The sequence below is a fragment of the Rhodopseudomonas parapalustris genome (assembly GCF_053772255.1).
In genome coordinates this window covers 1-15,908 of sequence record NZ_JAMKBZ010000021.1, presented here as the reverse complement: position 1 = coordinate 15,908, position 15,908 = coordinate 1, and the positions used below count along the sequence as shown (strand labels likewise).

General features: G+C 65.2%; 10 protein-coding genes. 9 read left to right on the top strand and 1 reads right to left on the bottom strand.

Annotation, left to right across the window (positions count from 1 at the left end):
- Nucleotides 1–50: 50 nt before the first annotated feature.
- The 8 genes from M9H71_RS17615 to M9H71_RS17580 all read left to right on the top strand — a co-directional run bounded on the left by M9H71_RS17615 (nt 51) and on the right by M9H71_RS17580 (nt 12,142).
- Nucleotides 51–830 carry an RNA-binding protein gene (locus tag M9H71_RS17615; protein WP_455406249.1) on the top strand — a complete coding sequence of 260 codons (780 nt, stop codon included), beginning with the start codon at nt 51–53 and terminating at the stop codon, nt 828–830.
- A complete protein-coding gene (gene infB / locus M9H71_RS17610; protein ID WP_455406248.1) occupies nt 823–3,456 on the top strand; it encodes a translation initiation factor IF-2 in 2,634 nt (877 codons plus the stop codon). The genes M9H71_RS17615 and infB overlap by 8 nt, the downstream gene beginning before the upstream one ends.
- A gap of 173 nt (nt 3,457–3,629) precedes the next feature.
- Entirely contained in the window at nt 3,630–4,043 is a 414-nt protein-coding gene (gene rbfA, locus M9H71_RS17605) for a 30S ribosome-binding factor RbfA (protein ID WP_455406247.1), read from the top strand.
- Nucleotides 4,043–5,140 (top strand): tRNA pseudouridine(55) synthase TruB, encoded by a 1,098-nt coding sequence (gene truB / locus M9H71_RS17600; RefSeq protein ID WP_455406308.1) that lies wholly within the window; start codon nt 4,043–4,045, stop codon nt 5,138–5,140. The genes rbfA and truB overlap by 1 nt, the downstream gene beginning before the upstream one ends.
- A 2-nt stretch (nt 5,141–5,142) precedes the next feature.
- Nucleotides 5,143–5,412 (top strand): 30S ribosomal protein S15, encoded by a 270-nt coding sequence (rpsO, locus tag M9H71_RS17595; protein WP_164603662.1) that lies wholly within the window; start codon nt 5,143–5,145, stop codon nt 5,410–5,412.
- A gap of 333 nt (nt 5,413–5,745) precedes the next feature.
- Nucleotides 5,746–7,902 carry a polyribonucleotide nucleotidyltransferase gene (pnp, locus tag M9H71_RS17590; protein WP_455406246.1) on the top strand — a complete coding sequence of 719 codons (2,157 nt, stop codon included), beginning with the start codon at nt 5,746–5,748 and terminating at the stop codon, nt 7,900–7,902.
- 286 nt (nt 7,903–8,188) lie between these two features.
- Nucleotides 8,189–9,856 (top strand): methyl-accepting chemotaxis protein, encoded by a 1,668-nt coding sequence (locus M9H71_RS17585; RefSeq protein WP_455406245.1) that lies wholly within the window; start codon nt 8,189–8,191, stop codon nt 9,854–9,856.
- Nucleotides 9,857–10,462: 606 nt separating this feature from the next.
- Nucleotides 10,463–12,142 carry a PAS domain-containing protein gene (locus M9H71_RS17580; RefSeq protein ID WP_455406244.1) on the top strand — a complete coding sequence of 560 codons (1,680 nt, stop codon included), beginning with the start codon at nt 10,463–10,465 and terminating at the stop codon, nt 12,140–12,142.
- A 10-nt stretch (nt 12,143–12,152) separates the two neighbouring features.
- On the opposite strand, the gene M9H71_RS17575 is transcribed toward M9H71_RS17580, so the two are convergent.
- Nucleotides 12,153–13,094 carry a LysR substrate-binding domain-containing protein gene (locus M9H71_RS17575; protein ID WP_455406307.1) on the bottom strand — a complete coding sequence of 314 codons (942 nt, stop codon included), beginning with the start codon at nt 13,092–13,094 and terminating at the stop codon, nt 12,153–12,155.
- A gap of 270 nt (nt 13,095–13,364) precedes the next feature.
- Between M9H71_RS17575 and katG the strand changes: the two genes are divergently transcribed.
- Nucleotides 13,365–15,575, top strand: a complete 2,211-nt coding sequence (katG, locus tag M9H71_RS17570; protein ID WP_455406243.1) for a catalase/peroxidase HPI — start codon at nt 13,365–13,367, stop codon at nt 15,573–15,575.
- Nucleotides 15,576–15,908 lie beyond the last annotated feature (333 nt).

Sequence of the window (15,908 nt, the reverse complement as noted above, 5' to 3'; positions counted from 1 at the left end):
CTCGCGACACGCATCCGCCCAGTATGTGAGATGAAAGGCCAACCGCACCCATGCTCGCTGCCGAACCTGGCGCAGATCTCGACGACGGACCGCGGACCAAAACGCCCGCGACCGAACGGATGTGCGCGGTTACGCGGCAGGTGCGGCCGACCGGAGAACTGATCCGGTTCGTGGTCGGCCCGACCGGCGAGGTAGTGGCCGACCTGAAGCGCAAGCTGCCGGGCCGCGGCCTGTGGGTCGCGGCTTCGCGGGAGATGGTGACGCAGGCGGTTCGCCGCCGCGTCTTCGCCAAAGGTTTCAAACGCGACGTCAAGGCGCCGGCGGATCTCGCCGACGCGATCGAACGGCTGCTGGCACGGTCGGCGCAGGATGCGCTGGCGATCGCCGCCAAGGCCGGCCAGGTGGTCTGCGGCTTCGGCAAGGTCGAAGCCGCACTGAAGAGCCGCGAAGCAGTCGCGGTGATCCACGCCACCGACGGCGCCGCCGATGGAATCCGCAAGCTGGACGGGCTTTGTCGGCAAATCGACGAAGATGCGACCGCGGGTCGCAAACTTCCTCGGATCGCTGCGCTCAGCTCTGCAGAATTGGATTTGGCATTAGGGCGGTCAAATGTGATACATGCTGCCCTGCTTGCGGGCACGGCCGGACAAACATTCCTGTCGCGCTGCCAGATCCTGGTCCGATACCGGCTGGCGGGCGATGGCAATGCCGATGCGGCCACGGCAGGAACGCCGATCGACACGCCGAAAGACGCTGCTGACCAAGACGCCGCTGACGAAGTCCGTGCGAACGCGCACAACGTTGAGAGATTGGGACTACTGAATGGTTGATACGAAAACTCCTGGCGACAAGACTCTGACGATGCCGACCAAGACCTTGACGCTGAAGCCGCGCGTCGAGCAGGGCGTCGTGCGCCAGAGCTTCAGCCACGGCCGTAGCAAGCAGGTGGTGGTCGAAAAGCGCGGCAAGCGTCGCGTTGGCGGCGACGAGCCGGCCGCACCGGCGGCTCCCGAAGTGGCGAAGAAGCCCGCGCCGGCCGCCCCGAGCCGGCAGCAGCAGTCGCGTCCAGCGCCGCAGCAGTCGCGCAGCGGTATGGTGCTGCGTACTTTGACCGAGGACGAGCGCACCGCTCGCGCCACCGCGCTGGCCGACGCCCGCGTGCGCGAGGTCGAGGAGCGCAAGCAGGCCGAGATCGAGGCTCAGCGCCGCGCCGAGCAGGAAAAGATCGAGAAGGCCGAGCGCGAAGCCGCCGAAGCCCGCCGCAAGGCCGAGGAAGAGCGTCACCGCCAGGAAGACGAAGCCAAGCGCAAGGCCGAGACCGAGGCCAAGAAGCGGTTCGGCGACGCCGAGCCGGCCAAGAAGCCTGCCGAGACCACCACTGCGTCGCCGGCACGGCCTGCGACGACCACCGCACGCACGCCGACCGCACCCGGCCGCCCGCCCGCCGTCGCAGCCGAAGCTGGCGACGACGATGAAGCGCCGCGAATGATCCGTCGTCCGGGCGGCCCCGCCCGTCCGGCCCCGCCGCCGAAGCAGCCGGCCGCCAAGCCGGGCGCGTCGAAGCAGCGCGGCCGTCTCACCGTCGTCACCGCGCTCAATGCCGACGACGTGCGCGAACGTTCGATCGCCTCGTTCCGTCGCCGCACCCAGCGGCTGAAGGGGCACGCCTCGAACGAGCCGAAAGAAAAGTTGGTGCGTGAAGTCGTTATTCCCGAAGTGATCGCGATCCAGGAACTCGCCAACCGCATGTCCGAACGTGCGGTCGACGTGATCCGCCTGCTGATGAAGCAGGGCGCGATGCACAAGATCACCGACGTCATCGACGCCGACACCGCCCAGCTGATTGCCGAAGAACTCGGCCACACCGTCAAGCGCGTCGCCGCTTCGGACGTGGAAGAGGGTCTGTTCGACGTCGTCGACGACACCACCGACACCGAACCGCGTTCGCCGGTGGTGACCGTGATGGGCCACGTCGACCACGGCAAGACCTCGCTGCTCGACGCGCTGCGCCACGCCAACGTGGTGTCGGGCGAAGCCGGCGGCATCACTCAGCACATCGGCGCCTATCAGGTGACCTCGCCGGAAACCGGCACCAAGATCACCTTCATCGACACTCCCGGCCACGCCGCGTTCACCGCGATGCGTGCCCGCGGCGCCAAGGTCACCGACATCGTGGTTCTGGTGGTCGCCGCCGACGACGGCGTGATGCCGCAGACGATCGAGGCGATCAATCACGCCAAGGCGGCCGGCGTTCCGATCATCGTGGCGATCAATAAGATCGACAAGCCCGACGCCAAGCCGGACCGCGTCCGTACCGACCTGCTGCAGCACAATGTGCAGGTCGAATCGATGGGCGGCGACGTCGTCGACGTCGAGGTTTCGGCCAAGAACAAGGTCAATCTCGACAAGCTGCTCGAGATGATCGCGCTTCAGGCCGAAATCCTCGATCTCAAGACCAACACCACCCGCCCGGCCGAAGGCACCGTGATCGAAGCCAAGCTCGATCGCGGCCGCGGTCCGGTCGCCACCGTGCTGGTCCAGCGCGGCACCCTCAAGGTCGGCGACATCATCGTGGCCGGCGCCGAGATGGGCCGCGTCCGCGCGCTGATTTCCGATCAGGGCGAGACCGTGCAGGAAGCCGGCCCGTCCGTGCCGGTCGAAGTGCTCGGCTTCAACGGTCCGCCGGAAGCCGGCGACCGCCTCGCGGTGGTCGAAAACGAAGCCCGTGCCCGCGAGATCACCGACTACCGCGCCCATCAGAAGCGCGAGAAGTCGGCGGCCACAGCGAGCGGCATGCGCGGCTCGCTCGAGCAGATGATGAGTCAGCTCAAGACCTCCGGCCGCAAGGACTTCCCGCTGATCGTCAAGGCGGACGTGCAGGGCTCGCTCGAAGCCATCCTCGGCTCGCTGGAGAAGCTCGGCACCGACGAAGTCGCGGCGCGCATCCTGCACGCCGGCGTCGGCGGCATCAGCGAGAGCGACGTGACGCTGGCCGAAGGCTTCAACGCCGTGATCCTCGGCTTCTCGGTTCGCGCCAACAAGGAGGCGGCCGCGGCCGCCAAGCGCAACGGCATCGAGATCCGCTACTACAACATCATCTACGATCTCGTGGACGACATTAAGAAGGCGATGAGCGGCCTGCTCGCACCGACCCTGCGCGAGACCATGCTGGGCAACGCCGAGATCCTGGAGATCTTCAACATCTCCAAGGTCGGCAAGGTCGCGGGCTGCCGTGTCACCGACGGCACCGTCGAGCGCGGCGCCAATGTCCGCCTGATCCGCGACAACGTCGTGGTCCACGAAGGCAAGCTGTCGACCTTGAAGCGCTTCAAGGACGAAGTGAAGGAAGTCGTCGCCGGCCAGGAATGCGGCATGGCGTTCGAGAACTACACCGACATGCGGGCAGGCGATATCATCGAGTGCTACCGCGTCGAGACCATCCAGCGCTCGCTGTAAGTCCGATTCTTACAGCCGAGACGCTCGATTGAACTGAGACGTCGTGGCCGGGCCAAAGCGCGAAGCATGTCTTCGCGACGAAGTCCCGGCCATCCGCGTCTTGCTTTGCCCCATCGAAGACGTGCATGCCCGCGACCCATCGCGGGCATGACGGCAGTTTTTGAAAGAACGTCATGTCTCGCGATCATCAGAAGAGTTCCCCGCCCGGCGGTTCGACCCGCTCGCTGCGCGTCGGCGAACTCATCCGCCACGCCGTGGCCGAGATCCTGTCCCAGGGCGGCGTGCACGACCCGGTGCTCGAAAGCCACCTCGTCACCGTGCCGGAAGTCCGCATGTCGCCGGACCTCAAGCTCGCGACCATCTACGTGATGCCGCTCGGCGGCCGCGACGAGAAGCTGGTGCTCGATGCGCTCGAGCACCACAAGCGCTTCCTGCGCGGTGAGATTGCCCACCGCGTCAATTTGAAATTCGCCCCCGAACTCCGCTTCCGCATCGACGAACGTTTCGCCGAGGCGGAGCGGATCGACAAGCTGCTGCGCTCGCCCGCAGTCCAGAAAGACCTCGAACCGAATTCGGACCAGGATTGATGACCGTGACCACCCCCGACGCCCTGCTCGCCCCGCACGACGTGCAGCACGCCGGCGCCGACACCCCCGCCGCACCGCCGGACCGCAAGCCGCGCGCCAACAACGACCCGCGCAACGGATCCCGCGGCGGCAAGCAGCCGCGCCGTGACAAACGCGACGTCCATGGCTGGGTGGTGCTCGACAAGCCGATCGGCATGACCTCGACCCAGGCGGTCGCAGTGGTGAAGCGCCTGTTCTCCGCCAAGCGCGCCGGCCACGCCGGCACGCTCGACCCGCTCGCGTCCGGCGGCCTGCCGATCGCGATGGGCGAGGCGACCAAGACCGTGCCGTTCGTGATGGACGGCCGCAAACGCTACCGGTTTACCGTCGCCTGGGGCGAGGAACGCGACACCGACGACACCGAAGGGCGCGCGATCGCCACCAGCCCCGACCGGCCCACGGCCGAAGCCGTCATGGCGCTGCTGCCGCGCTTTACCGGCGTCATCGAGCAGATCCCGCCGCAATATTCGGCCGTGAAGATCCAGGGCGAGCGCGCCTACGATCTGGCCCGCGACGGCGAAGTCGTGCCGCTGGCCCCGCGGCCGGTCGAGATTCACGAATTAACCCTCGTGGATCATGGAGATAACGGCCAGTCGGTGTTCGAGGCGGAGTGCGGCAAGGGAACCTATGTGCGCGCCCTAGCGCGCGACATGGGCCGGCTGCTCGGCTGCTACGGCCACATCTGCGCGCTGCGCCGCACCCTGGTCGGGCCGTTCGACGAGGCCGACATGATTCCGCTGGAAGAATTGCAGGCTTTGTGCGATAGAGCCGCGTCCGGCGAGGGTAGCCTCGCCGACGCGCTTTTGCCCGTTGAGACCGCGCTGGACGACATCCCGGCACTGGCCGTCACACGGGCGGATGCGGCAAGGCTCCATCGGGGCCAGGCCGTTTTGTTGCGCGGACGGGATGCGCCTCATTGTAGCGGCACAGTCTATGTCACGGTGGCAGGCCGGCTTCTGGCCCTCGCCGAAGTCGGCAATGGCGAGCTCATCCCCAAGCGCGTGTTCAACCTCACCGGGCTGACTGCCAGCTCGGCCGTTCGCAAGGAAAGTATCTGACGATGTCGATTACCGCAGAACGCAAAGCGGAAGTCATCAAGGGCAACGCCACCAAGGCCGGCGACACCGGCTCGCCGGAGGTCCAGGTCGCGATCCTCTCGGAGCGTATTGCCAACCTTACTGCGCACTTCAAGACCCACACCAAGGACAACCACTCGCGTCGCGGGCTGTTGAAGCTGGTGTCGACGCGCCGTTCGCTTCTCGACTACGTCAAGAAGAAGGACGAGGCGCGTTACAAGGCGTTGCTCGAAAAGCACGGCATCCGTCGCTGATCTAAGCCGCGTCCGCCGGCTGCGGCATGGAAGCGGATCGCCGCTTCCACCGCGCCGGCCGAACCACCACACGGGAGCGCTGAGTTCGCCGGTGTGTTTCGTTCAGCCGCATCCGGCGGCTGGGCTGTCAACGGGCCTGAAGCCCGCCCTGCGGGTCGGAGACCTCGAAGGTCTCGATCCCGCACCCGGGAGGACAGAGCGCCATTTTCCACCTCGAGACCATGGCAGGATCGCCGGACGCTGTGCACGTCGTCGCCAGCGTCCCGCCATCTTGGCATGGTCTTTTGGTATCTGGCGTCCGGTCGTCTCGGGATCCGATGAAAGAAGGATCCGATGTTCAATCAACATTCAGTCGAAATCGATTGGGGTGGACGTCCCCTCAAGCTTGAGACCGGCAAGATTGCACGCCAGGCCGACGGCGCCGTCGTCGCCACCTATGGCGAGACCGTGGTGCTCGCCACCGTCGTCGCCGCCAAGTCGCCCCGTGAAGGCGTCGACTTCCTCCCGCTGACCGTCGACTACCAGGAAAAGACCTACGCGGCCGGCCGCATCCCGGGCGGCTATTTCAAGCGTGAAGGCCGTCCGACCGAGAAGGAGACGCTGGTCTCCCGCCTGATCGACCGCCCGATCCGTCCGCTGTTCGCCGACGGCTGGCGCAACGAGACCCAGGTGATCGTCACCGTCCTGTCCCACGACATGGAGAACGATCCCGACGTGCTGTCGATGGTCGCCGCCTCCGCGGCGCTGACGCTCTCGGGCGTGCCGTTCAAGGGCCCGATCGGCGCCGCCCGGGTCGGCTTCATCAACGACGAATACGTGCTCAACCCGGTGCTCGACGAGATGGCCGAGACCCAGCTCGAGCTGGTCGTGGCCGGCACCGCCGACGCGGTGCTGATGGTCGAATCCGAAGCCAAGGAGCTGTCGGAAGAGATCATGCTCGGCGCGGTGATGTTCGGTCACCGCCACTTCCAGCCGGTGATCGACGCGATCATCGAGCTCGCCGAGAAGGCCGCCAAGGAGCCGCGCGAGCTGGTCGAGATCGACAATTCGGCGATCGAGAAGGAAATGCTCGGCCTGGTCGAGCAGGAGCTGCGCGCCGCTTACGCCATCCCGGTCAAGCAGGATCGCTACGCCGCGGTCGGTAAGGTCAAGGAGAAGGCGATCGCGCACTTCTTCCCGGAAGGCCAGGAGCCGCAGTACGACAAGCTGCGCATCGCCGGCGTGTTCAAGGAGCTCGAGGCCAAGATCGTCCGCTGGAACATTCTCGACACCGGCAAGCGCATCGACGGCCGCGACTCAAAGACCGTCCGCAACATTCTGGCCCAGGCCGGCGTGCTGCCGCGCACCCACGGTTCGGCGCTGTTCACCCGCGGTGAGACCCAGGCGCTGGTCGTCACCACGCTCGGCACCGGCGAAGACGAGCAGTATGTCGACTCGCTGTCCGGAACGTACAAAGAGACGTTCCTGCTGCACTACAACTTCCCGCCCTACTCGGTCGGCGAGACCGGCCGCCTCGGCGGCACCAAGCGCCGCGAGATCGGCCACGGCAAGCTGGCGTGGCGCGCGATCCATCCGGTGCTGCCGCCGCATCACGAGTTCCCCTACACCATCCGCGTCGTCTCCGAGATCACCGAGTCGAACGGCTCGTCCTCGATGGCGTCGGTGTGCGGCGCCTCGCTGGCGCTGATGGATGCGGGCGTGCCGCTGAAGCGGCCGACCGCGGGCATCGCGATGGGCCTGATCCTGGAAGGCGAGCGCTTCGCCGTGCTCTCCGACATCCTCGGCGACGAGGACCACCTCGGCGACATGGACTTCAAGGTGGCCGGCACCGAGGCGGGCATCACCTCGCTGCAGATGGACATCAAGATCGCCGGCATCACCGAAGAGATCATGAAGGTGGCGCTCGGCCAGGCCAAGGACGGCCGCATCCACATCCTGGGTGAGATGTCCAAGGCGCTCGACCGCGCCCGCGCCGAGCTCGGCGAACACGCGCCGCGGATCGAGACCTTCAAGATCCCGACCGACAAGATCCGCGAAGTGATCGGCACCGGCGGCAAGGTGATCCGCGAGATCGTCGAGAAGACCGGCGCCAAGGTCAACATCGAGGACGACGGCACCGTGAAGGTGGCCTCATCCGACGGCGAATCGATCAAGGCCGCGATCAAGTGGATCAAGTCGATCGCGTCCGATCCGGAAGTCGGCGAGATCTACGAAGGCACCGTCGTCAAGGTGATGGAGTTCGGCGCGTTCGTGAACTTCTTCGGCGCCAAGGACGGTCTGGTGCACATCAGCCAGCTCGCCGCCGGCCGCGTGCAGAAGACCTCCGACGTCGTCAAGGAAGGCGACAAGGTCAAGGTCAAGCTGCTCGGCTTCGACGACCGCGGCAAGACCCGGCTGTCGATGAAGGTGGTCGATCAGACCACCGGCGAAGACCTCGAGGCCAAGCAGAAGGCCGAGGGCGACGCCCCGGCGCAGGCCGCCGGCGAGTAGTTCGGCTTCTTAGCCAGCCAGTCAACGGGACTACCAGGGGCGGCCACGAGGCCGCCCCTTTCGTTTTGCGAGCAGCCGCGCTGCGACCCCGATTTGTCCCGACTTGTCATGGGCATGGCGCCGATCGTGAGGCGATCGGAGTGATCCCGTCCGGCGCCACCGCGTAATCCTCCGAGGGCGCGCGCTAGCCAATTGTTAAATCCCTCAGCGCAACCTCCGCGACGTAGCCCACGCCGCCAGCCCGGCTTCGTGGCATCCCACGACTTGCCCCGGAGGCCGGCAGCAGATGTTTCCGTTTTCGCGAAACGGCGATCATGATCGTGCCACGGCTGTGCTCGCTGCCATCGAGCGTTCTCAGGCCGTGATCGAGTTCGATACCGACGGAACTATTCGCCGTGCCAACGACAATTTCCTCGCCACCTTCGGCTATTCGCGCGCCGAGTTGATTGGTCAGCACCACCGTCTGCTGGTGGACCCTGCGGAAAGTGGCGGCCCCGCCTATCGACAGTTCTGGGAAGCGCTGCGTGCCGGAGAGTACAAGAACGGCGAGTATCGGCGCATTGCCAAGGACGGCCGACACGTCTGGATTCAGGCGACCTACAGCCCGATCTTCAACCGCCAGGGCACAACGGTCGGGGTCGTCAAGTTCGCCAGCGATATCACCGCGGCGAAGCTGAAAAGCCTCGACGATGCCGGAAACCGCGCGGCGATCAGCCGGGCTCAGGCGGTGATCGAATTCGCAATGGACGGCACCATCCTCACCGCCAACGAGAATTTTCTCGGCGTGATGGGCTACGCGCTCGACGAAATCAAAGGCAAGCACCACAGCATGTTCGTCGCGGCGGTTGAGCGGGACAGCGCTGGCTATCGCGAATTCTGGGCGCGACTGAACCGCGGCGATTACTTCCCGGGTGAGTTCAAACGCATCGGCAAGGGCGGCAAGGAGGTGTGGATCCTCGCCAGCTACAATCCGATCCTGGACGACAGCGGAAAACCGCTGAAGGTGGTGAAGTTCGCCACCGACGTCACCGCGCAGAAGCTGAAGAACGCCGATACCACTGGCCAGATCGCCGCAATCCAGAAATCGCAGGCGGTGATCGAGTTCAAGCCCGACGGAACCATCCTCGACGCCAACGAGAATTTTCTCAAGACGATGGGCTACGCGCTGTCCGAGATCAAAGGGCGGCATCACAGCATGTTCATCGATCCAGAAGACCGAAACAGCCAAGCCTATCGCGAGTTCTGGGCAGCACTCGCCCGCGGCGAATACAAGGCAGGCGAATTCCGCCGCCTTGCGAAAGGAGGCCGCGAAGTCTGGATTCAAGCGTCCTACAATCCGATCCTCGACCTCGACGACAAGCCCTACAAGGTGGTGAAGTACGCCGCCGACACCACCGTGCAGGTGCAGCGCCGCCTCGCCAACGAGGAAGTGCGCGGACAACTGCTGCGCGTCGCCGACTCCACAGAAGAACTCACCGCCACCGTCAATATGATCGCCGAGGCCACCAACCAGACCCGCCACATCACACTGGAGGCGGTCGGGAATGTGGACAACGCGGACGCCCAAGCGCAGCGGCTCGAAGATGCCGCGCAGGCGATGAGCGGCATTGCCGAAATCATCGGCCACATCACCGGGCAGATCAATCTGCTGGCTCTCAACGCAACGATCGAGTCCGCCCGCGCCGGCGAGGCAGGCCGCGGCTTTGCGGTCGTGGCGCAGGAGGTGAAGAGCCTCGCCACCCAGGCACGACAGGCCACCGATCAGATCGTCGGCCAGATCGACAATCTCAACGGCATTGCCGGCGACGTCGTCAGTGCGCTCAGTTCCATCAAGGTCGGAATGGACAAGGTCAACGAGTTCGCCAGCTCGACGGCGTCGACCGCAGAGGAACAAAGTGCCGCGACTCAAGAGATCGCCTCGAGCATGCAGCGCGCCACCGCCATGCTGCGGTAAAGGCTGCCCAGAATGGTGTGGCCCCGGCGATCGCGCGTCGAGTTCGAGCAAGACCCGTGATTGTGCCGCCGCTGCGTTTGCAGGAAGAGTGACCATCGGCTGGCGTGAACAACAGGCGTCAAAACAAGCCAGGGTCCCGGCTCCGATTCTGTCGGCGCCGGAGACGCTCTCGATAACTCCGTCCCTCATGGAATCGGGGGCGGAACTCGGGAGCGCTCACAGCAAGTGCAGCCTCAAAGCGTGAGGAGCGCGCGGCGTCACCTCGCACCATGCGTTGCTGGCGTCGCAACTTCTCATCCTTTGAGGCGGCCGGCTTTGCCGGTCTCCTTGGATTCAAGGCGTCAGTGCAATTGGAAAGGATTGCGTCGCTTGAGTTAGTCGATCGGCCGCTCTTGGGCACAACCGATCGACTCGACACACGGTGATTACGACCTCGGCGTGCCTGAATAGGCTTCCGTACGAATACCGGTTTGTGACGAATGCGGTAGTCGAGAGACTATGCCCCGTACGGGACTAGGTAAAACTTAAGAGAATCGGGATCAGGATGAATCCCCGTTTCATCCGGCGCGACGATGTAGCCAAGCGGGCCGGCAAGGAAGGTGCACCGTGTTTTCATTCACCCGGTCCGGCAATGACCGCTCCGAGACCATGCTCGCGGCGCTCAATCGCTCCCAGGCTGTCATCGAATTCGATCTCGACGGCAATATCGTCGACGCTAACGACAACTTCCTCGCCGCGATGGGCTATTCGCTGGCCGAGATCAAGGGCAAGCACCACCGGATGTTCGTCGATCCGGCCGACCAGGACAGCGCGGCGTATCGGGATTTCTGGGCTTCTCTCCGCGCCGGAACCTTCCAGTTCGGCGAATTCCTCCGGATCGGCAAAGGCGGCCGCGACGTCTGGCTTCAGGCGTCCTACAATCCGATCCTCGACAAGAACGGCAAGCCGACGGGAGTGGTGAAATTCGCCGCCGACATCACTGCAGCGAAGACCCGGTCGCTCGAGCAAGCCGGCAAGCTCGCGGCGATCGACCGCGCCCAGGCGGTCATCGAATTCGCGATGGACGGCACCATCCTCACCGCCAACGACAACTTCCTCGCCACGATGGGTTACTCGCTCGGCGAGATCAGGGGCAAGAACCACAGCATGTTCGTGGAGCCGTCGGAGCGCGACAGCCACGACTATCGTGAGTTCTGGGATCGGCTCAATCGCGGCGAGTACTTCCCTGGCGAATTCAAGCGAATCGGCAAGGGCGGCAAGGAGGTCTGGATTCTCGCCTCCTACAATCCGATCCTCGACCACCGCGGCAAGCCGTTCAAGGTGGTGAAGTACGCGACCGATGTCACCGCACAGAAACTGAAGAACGCCGACTTTGCCGGCCAGATCGACGCGATCCACAAGTCGCAGGCCGTGATCGAATTCAGCATCGACGGCACCGTGCTCGACGCCAACGACAATTTCCTGCATGCGCTTGGATATACGCTGGCCGAGATCAAGGGGCGACATCACAGCATGTTCGTTGCTGCCGACGAACGCGAGGGAGCCGCCTATCGGGAATTCTGGTCGGCGCTGCGCCGGGGCGATTATCAGGCCGCCGAATACAAGCGGATCGGCAAGGGCGGCAGGGAAGTCTGGATCCAGGCTTCCTACAACCCCATCCTCGATCTCAACGGACGACCGTTCAAGGTGGTGAAGTACGCGACCGACACCACCCGCCAGGTCCTGACCCGGCTGGGCAACGAGCGGGTTCGCGCCATGATGGAGTCGGTCGCCGCCGGTGCGGAGGAACTGAACGCGTCGGTGCGGGAAATCTCCGAGGCGATGACCAAGTCGCGGCAGACCGCACTGAACGCCGTCGGCGAGGTCGATGCCGCCGACTCCCAAGCCAATCAACTCAACGACGCCGCGCAGGCGATGAGCGGCATCGTCGAACTGATCAATCACATCACCGGCCAGATCAATCTGCTGGCGCTTAACGCCACCATCGAATCGGCGCGCGCAGGCGAAGCCGGCCGCGGCTTCGCGGTGGTGGCGGCCGAGGTGAAGAACCTCGCCACGCAAGCCAAGCAGGCGACCGACAGGATCGGTGCGGAGATCGGCAACCTGACCAACATCTCCGGTGACGTCGTTGGTGCGCTCGGCAAGATCAAGAGCGCGATCCAGAACGTCAGCGAATACGTCAACTCGACTGCCGCCGCCGTCGAAGAGCAGAGCACCGTGACCGGCGAGATGTCCTCGAGCATGCAGCGCGCCGCTGCCGAAGCGGCCGCGATCGCGGCCGGGTGAAGGGGCGCCGTCAGGCGACCTCCGCGGGCTCCACCGACCCAGGTCCCCCGACGCCCAGTTTCACCACCTCGCCGAACGCCACGAAATCACCGCGGCGGGGAGAGGTCTTGCGAAACACGAGGCCAACGCTGCGGCCCGGCTGTGGCCGGCGCAGCCGCAGGAACTTGACCCGCGAATCGCGACATTCGACCTCCGCGGCGATTTGCGGGATCAGCGTGATGCCATAGCCGCCCGCGACCATCTGGATCACCGTAGTAAGGCTGGAGGCGCCGAAGCTGGCGGTGCCGGCGCCGCCGATCTGGATGCCGCGATTGCGCGCGGTCGCGCAGAACGCCAGCGCCTGATCGCGCAGGCAGTGTCCGTCCTCCAGCAGAATCAGCCGGGACTGGTCGATTTCCTCGACCCCGATTGGCGCCTTTTCGGAGCGCGGGTCGTCGGCCGGTACCGCGAGCAGAAACGGATCGTCGAACAGCGCGATCCCGTCGAGATCGGAATGGCCGGCGGGCAGCGCCAGCAGCGCGGCGTCCAGTACGCCGCTGACGACGTCGGCAACGAGCGGCCGGGTCTGGCTTTCGCGCAGCTCCAGCCGCAGCTCCGGGAATCGCTGCTGCAGCAATGGCAGCACCTTCGGCAGCAGATACGGCGCCAACGACGGAATCACCCCGAGACTGAGCCGGCCAGTGAGCGGATTGGCACGGTGGCGCGCGAAATCCACCAGATCGCGTGTCGCCGCCAGTACCTCTTCGGCGCGGCGGGCGATCTCGCGGCCGATGTCGGTGAGGAGCACCTCGCCCGGCCGACGCTCCACCACTTTGACGCCGAGCGTGCGCTCCAGCTCGGCGATCTGCATCGACAGCGCCGGCTGGGTGACCGAACAGGCATCGGCGGCGCGACCGAAATGGCCGTGCCGGGCGAGGGCCGACAGATAGCGGAGCTGGCGCAGCGAAATCATTGCGATCAGTTTATCTGATCGCAATGCAAAATCAATTCGACTGGACCTGATCGTAGAACTGATCCAGAGTCGTCAAGCCAGACCTGGAACACAACTTCCGGGAGTGAACGGCCAACACAATACATTCACCCCAGGAAGCAACGCCGCGGACGTCCCCCCGCGCCCGCGGCGTTCAACTCGATCGCGGCTCTGGCCGGCGTCATGAAACTTTCCAAAGACGCCACCACACTGAGCCGGGAAAAACTGCAACACGGAGATCGGAGAGACACCATGGACGCAAAGACGGACGACAAGGGCGCAGGCAAGTGCCCGTTCTCGGGCGGCAGCCACGGCCACCGCAACCGTGACTGGTGGCCGGATCAGCTCGACATTTCGGTGCTGCACAACAATTCGAAGAAGTCCGACCCGATGGGTGCGGCGTTCGATTACGCAGAAGAGTTCAAGAAGCTCGATCTGGAGGCGCTGAAGAAGGACCTTCACGCGCTGATGACCGACTCGCAGGAATGGTGGCCGGCCGACTTCGGTCACTATGGCGGCCTGTTCATCCGCATGGCCTGGCACTCGGCCGGCACCTATCGCATCACCGACGGCCGCGGCGGCGCCGGAGCCGGACAGCAGCGCTTCGCGCCGCTGAATTCGTGGCCGGACAACGCCAACCTCGACAAGGCCCGCCGTCTGCTGTGGCCGATCAAGCAGAAGTACGGCCGCAAGATTTCCTGGGCCGACCTGATGGTCCTCACCGGCAACGTCGCGCTGGAGTCGATGGGCTTCAAGACCTTCGGCTTCGCCGGCGGCCGCGCCGATGTGTGGGAGCCGGATGAGCTGTATTGGGGCCCCGAGGGCACCTGGCTCGGCGACGAACGCTATTCGGGCGAACGCGAACTGTCCGAGCCGCTCGGCGCGGTGCAGATGGGCCTGATCTACGTCAATCCGGAAGGTCCGAACGGCAACCCCGACCCGGTCGCCGCCGCCAAGGACATCCGCGAGACGTTCCGCCGGATGGCGATGAACGACGAAGAAACGGTGGCGCTGATCGCCGGTGGTCATACCTTCGGCAAGACCCATGGCGCCGGCGATCCGTCGCTGCTCGGCCCCGCCCCGGAAGGCGGGCAGCTCGAGGAGCAGGGACTCGGCTGGACCAGCAAGCACGGCACCGGCTTCGGCGCCGACGCCATCACGGGCGGTCCGGAAGTGATCTGGACCACCACGCCGACCAAGTGGAGCAACAACTTCTTCTGGAATCTGTTCGGCTATGAATGGGAGCTGGAGCACAGCCCGGCCGGCGCCAAGCAGTGGCGCGCCAAGGGCGCGGGCGCGACCATTCCGGATCCGTTCGATCCGGATAAGAAGCATGTGCCGAAGATGCTCACCACCGACCTGTCGCTGCGGTTCGACCCGATCTACGAGAAGATCTCGCGCCGCTTCATGGAGCATCCCGATCAGTTCGCCGACGCGTTCGCCCGCGCCTGGTTCAAGCTGACCCATCGCGACATGGGCCCGATCACCCGCTATCTCGGCCCGGAAGTGCCGAAGGAAGAACTGATCTGGCAGGACCCGTTGCCGGCGCTCGACCACGAGCTGGTCAGCGACGACGACATCGCCGCGCTGAAGGCGAAGATCCTCGGCTCCGGCCTGTCGGTGTCGCAGCTCGTCTCCACCGCCTGGGCGTCGGCATCGACCTTCCGCGGCTCGGACAAGCGCGGCGGCGCCAATGGCGCGCGCATCCGCCTCGCGCCGCAGAAGGACTGGGAAGTCAACCAGCCGGCCGAACTGGCGCAGGTGCTGAGCAAGCTCGAAGCGATCCAGAAGGAATTCAACGGATCGCAGACGGGCGGCAAGAAGGTCTCGCTCGCGGACCTGATCGTGCTCGGCGGCTCGGCCGCGGTCGAGAAGGCGGCCAAGGACGCCGGCATCGACATCAAGGTGCCGTTCACGCCCGGCCGCACCGACGCCACGCAGGAGCAGACCGACGTCGAGTCCTTCGAGGCGATGGAGCCGCGCAGTGACGGCTTCCGCAACTACGTCAACGCCAAGAAGAAGCAGTTCATGAAGGTCGAAGAGGCGCTGGTCGACAAGGCCCAGCTTCTCACCCTGACCGGCCCTGAACTGACGGTACTGATCGGCGGGCTGCGAGTGCTCGGTGCTAATCACGGACACTCGACCCACGGCGTGTTCACCGACCGGCCGGAGCGGCTGACGAACGACTTCTTCGTCAACCTGCTCGACATGCGCACCAAATGGGCGCCGTCGTCCACCGCCGATGGAGTCTATGAGGGCCGCGACCGCAAGAGCGGCGATCTGAGGTGGACCGGCACTCGCGCCGATCTGATCTTCGGCTCGCACTCCCAGCTCCGCGCCCTCGCCGAGGTGTACGCGTGCTCGGATGCCCAGGAGAAGTTCGCCAGCGACTTCGTCGCCGCCTGGACCAAGGTGATGAACGCCGATCGGTTCGACATCGTCGCCAAGAAGCAGGCGGCCTGACCGCTGACGCCGATGAGTTGAGAAGACCAAAGGGCGGCCCTCGGGTCGCCCTTTGGCGTTTCCGCAAACGCGGCCAGATCGCAGCGCGTGATGGATGCGCCCTTGAATCCGGTTGCCCGTCTCGCGAAATGTCCCCGCGCCGCGCCGGTTCCAATTCTCTGCGTTGCGTTGACGATGCTCGGTCGGTTTGCTTTCCTTTGCATCCCTTCAACAACGCAAGGACGTCTTGATGCTGCTGCGCCTGCCTGTGATCATCGCTGCGATGATGGCCTTTGCCGGCCTCGCTCATGCCGACGACGATGAGCTTACGATGTCGTCCGTGAAGTTTGCTGA